Annotated in this window: 2 tRNA genes and 2 rRNA genes; all 4 read right to left on the reverse strand. The window is 50.6% G+C overall.

Going from position 1 to position 3,434, the window contains the following annotated elements:
- Positions 1-787: ribosomal RNA gene (locus tag CBE72_RS10415) — 23S ribosomal RNA — on the reverse strand; the annotation flags it as partial.
- Positions 788-1,133: 346 nt separating this feature from the next.
- Positions 1,134-1,209: transfer RNA gene (locus tag CBE72_RS10420), tRNA-Ala, on the reverse strand.
- A gap of 475 nt (positions 1,210-1,684) precedes the next feature.
- A tRNA-Ile gene (locus CBE72_RS10430) sits at positions 1,685-1,761 on the reverse strand.
- 115 nt (positions 1,762-1,876) lie between these two features.
- Positions 1,877-3,421: ribosomal RNA gene (locus CBE72_RS10435) — 16S ribosomal RNA — on the reverse strand.
- Between the last annotated feature and the right edge of the window lie 13 nt (positions 3,422-3,434).

The raw sequence follows: 3,434 nt of genomic DNA on the forward strand, positions 1-3,434 counted from the left end.
CGGTTTGATTGGCCTTTCACCCCCAGCCACAAGTCATCCGCTAATTTTTCAACATTAGTCGGTTCGGTCCTCCAGTTGATGTTACTCAACCTTCAACCTGCCCATGGCTAGATCACCGGGTTTCGGGTCTACACCTAGCAACTAAACGCGCAGTTAACACTCGGTTTCCCTACGGCTCCGCTATTCGCTTAACCTCGCTACTAAATGTAAGTCGCTGACCCATTATACAAAAGGTACGCAGTCACGGTCTCAAGGACCGCTTCCACTGCTTGTACGTATACGGTTTCAGGTTCTATTTCACTCCCCTCACAGGGGTTCTTTTCGCCTTTCCCTCACGGTACTGGTTCACTATCGGTCAGTCAGGAGTATTTAGCCTTGGAGGATGGTCCCCCCATATTCAGACAACATATCACGTGTGCCGCCTTACTCGTTTTCATCTCTGGTTAGTTTACATGTACGGGGCTATCACCCTGTGCCGCTGTGCTTTCCAACACATTCCACTAACACCCCAAAGACTTAAGGGCTAATCCCCGTTCGCTCGCCGCTACTTGGGGAATCTCGGTTGATTTCTTTTCCTAAGGGTACTTAGATGTTTCAGTTCCCCTCGTTCGCCTCAATACGCTATGTATTCACGTATTGATGACAGCTTATGCTGCCGGGTTTCCCCATTCGGACATCGCTGGCTCAAATGCTTGTTACTAGCTCACCAACGCTTTTCGCAAGTTACTACGTCCTTCATCGCCTCTGACTGCCAAGGCATCCACCGTATACGCTTGGTCGCTTAACCATACAACCCGGATGAGTTTTCATCGGTTTGTATTGCAACCAGCTTAGGTTTACTTGTCTCACCTCCGGGTTAAGGAAGTGGACTCGCCTTGAAGAATTTCCAAAACACTTGATTGAAGTGTTTGAGAACTCAATTTGTATGCATCAAATCCAACTCCTAAAAGTGGTTTTGATGTCTACTATCAGCTTTCCAAATTGTTAAAGAGCAACCTCCATGGAAGGAGGGAGTGTCGAAAATCGTATGGAACGATTTCGACCGGGCTTAAAAAAGCCAAAGATAAATACTGACTTATCTTTGGCGTCTCTCGTCCTTTGTAGAGTGACGGTTCCAGCACTTCCAAGGGAAGTGGTGGAGCTATGCGGGATCGAACCGCAGACCTCCTGCGTGCAAGGCAGGCGCTCTCCCAGCTGAGCTATAGCCCCGTNATGCATCAATTCCAACTCCTAAGAGTGGTCTTGATGTCTACTATCAGCTTTCCAAATTGTTAAAGAACTCATTGACCTACTAGGGTCAACGGCCTGCTCTATGAACAAGCAANATTTGATTCCTTCGCCAACTAAACCAAAACCGGTTTAACACAAACAGCGGAAGAATTGGTGGGTCTGAGTAGACTCGAACTACCGACCTCTCGCTTATCAGGCGAACGCTCTAACCACCTGAGCTACNTTCTTTGCGGTTCTTTTTACCGATTTCGTTGTTAGCCTTCGCCTCTTCGCTCAGTCATTTAGTTAACTAAACTCCTTCACTCATCGCTCGGCTGCCTCGAACTCAATAAAAATCTTTCGCAAACAGTCTTGAACATTGACCTGTTCATCCCTTCGACGCTAGTCAAGGCAAACAGGGAGAAAGTTTACTGGAGTAAACGACGACCTGTTTAACGCAGAATAGCGGAAGAATTGGTGGGTCTGAGTAGACTCGAACTACCGACCTCTCGCTTATCAGGCGAACGCTCTAACCACCTGAGCTACAGACCCCCATGCTCTACTTCTTTTATCAAGCAATCTGTGTGAACACTCAAAAGGTACACGGATGTACCGAATGTCGAAAATGCAGGAGCAGTTTTCGACCAAGCACCAATTATCGCTTAGGTAAGGAGGTGATCCAGCCCCAGGTTCCCCTAGGGCTACCTTGTTACGACTTCACCCCAGTCATGAACCACACCGTGGTAAACGCCCTCCCGAAGGTTAAGCTATCTACTTCTGGTGCAGCCCACTCCCATGGTGTGACGGGCGGTGTGTACAAGGCCCGGGAACGTATTCACCGTGGCATTCTGATCCACGATTACTAGCGATTCCGACTTCATGGAGTCGAGTTGCAGACTCCAATCCGGACTACGACCGGCTTTATGAGATTAGCTCCACCTCGCGGCTTCGCAACCCTCTGTACCGACCATTGTAGCACGTGTGTAGCCCTACTCGTAAGGGCCATGATGACTTGACGTCGTCCCCACCTTCCTCCGGTTTATCACCGGCAGTCTCCCTAAAGTTCCCGGCATTACCCGCTGGCAAGTAAGGATAGGGGTTGCGCTCGTTGCGGGACTTAACCCAACATTTCACAACACGAGCTGACGACAGCCATGCAGCACCTGTCTCAGAGTTCCCGAAGGCACCAATCCATCTCTGGAAAGTTCTCTGGATGTCAAGAGTAGGTAAGGTTCTTCGCGTTGCATCGAATTAAACCACATGCTCCACCGCTTGTGCGGGCCCCCGTCAATTCATTTGAGTTTTAACCTTGCGGCCGTACTCCCCAGGCGGGCTACTTAATGCGTTAGCTTGAGAGCCCAGTGTTCAAGACACCAAACTCCGAGTAGACATCGTTTACGGCGTGGACTACCAGGGTATCTAATCCTGTTCGCTCCCCACGCTTTCGTGCCTGAGCGTCAGTCTTTGTCCAGGGGGCCGCCTTCGCCACCGGTATTCCTCCAGATCTCTACGCATTTCACCGCTACACCTGGAATTCTACCCCCCTCTACAAGACTCTAGTTTGCCAGTTCGAAATGCGGTTCCCAGGTTGAGCCCGGGGCTTTCACATCTCGCTTAACAAACCGCCTGCGCATGCTTTACGCCCAGTAATTCCGCTTAACGCTCGCACCCTCCGAATTACCGCGGCTGCTGGCACGGAGTTAGCCGGTGCTTCTTCTGCGAGTAACGTCACAGCTAGCAGGTATTAACTACTAACCTTTCCTCCTCGCTGAAAGTGCTTTACAACCCGAAGGCCTTCTTCACACACGCGGCATGGCTGCATCAGGGTTTCCCCCATTGTGCAATATTCCCCACTGCTGCCTCCCGTAGGAGTCTGGGCCGTGTCTCAGTCCCAGTGTGGCTGATCATCCTCTCAGACCAGCTAGGGATCGTCGCCTAGGTGAGCCATTACCTCACCTACTAGCTAATCCCACCTGGGCTTATCCATCAGCGCAAGGCCCGAAGGTCCCCTGCTTTCCCCCGTAGGGCGTATGCGGTATTAGCAGTCGTTTCCAACTGTTATCCCCCACAAATGGGCAAATTCCCAGGCATTACTCACCCGTCCGCCGCTCGTCATCTTCAAAAGCAAGCTTTTGAAATGTTACCGCTCGACTTGCATGTGTTAGGCCTGCCGCCAGCGTTCAATCTGAGCCATGATCAAACTCTTCAATTAAAGTTTTGGTTGA

Origin of the sequence: Shewanella carassii, assembly GCF_002777975.1 — a bacterium.
GTDB classification, from domain to species: domain Bacteria; phylum Pseudomonadota; class Gammaproteobacteria; order Enterobacterales; family Shewanellaceae; genus Shewanella; species Shewanella carassii.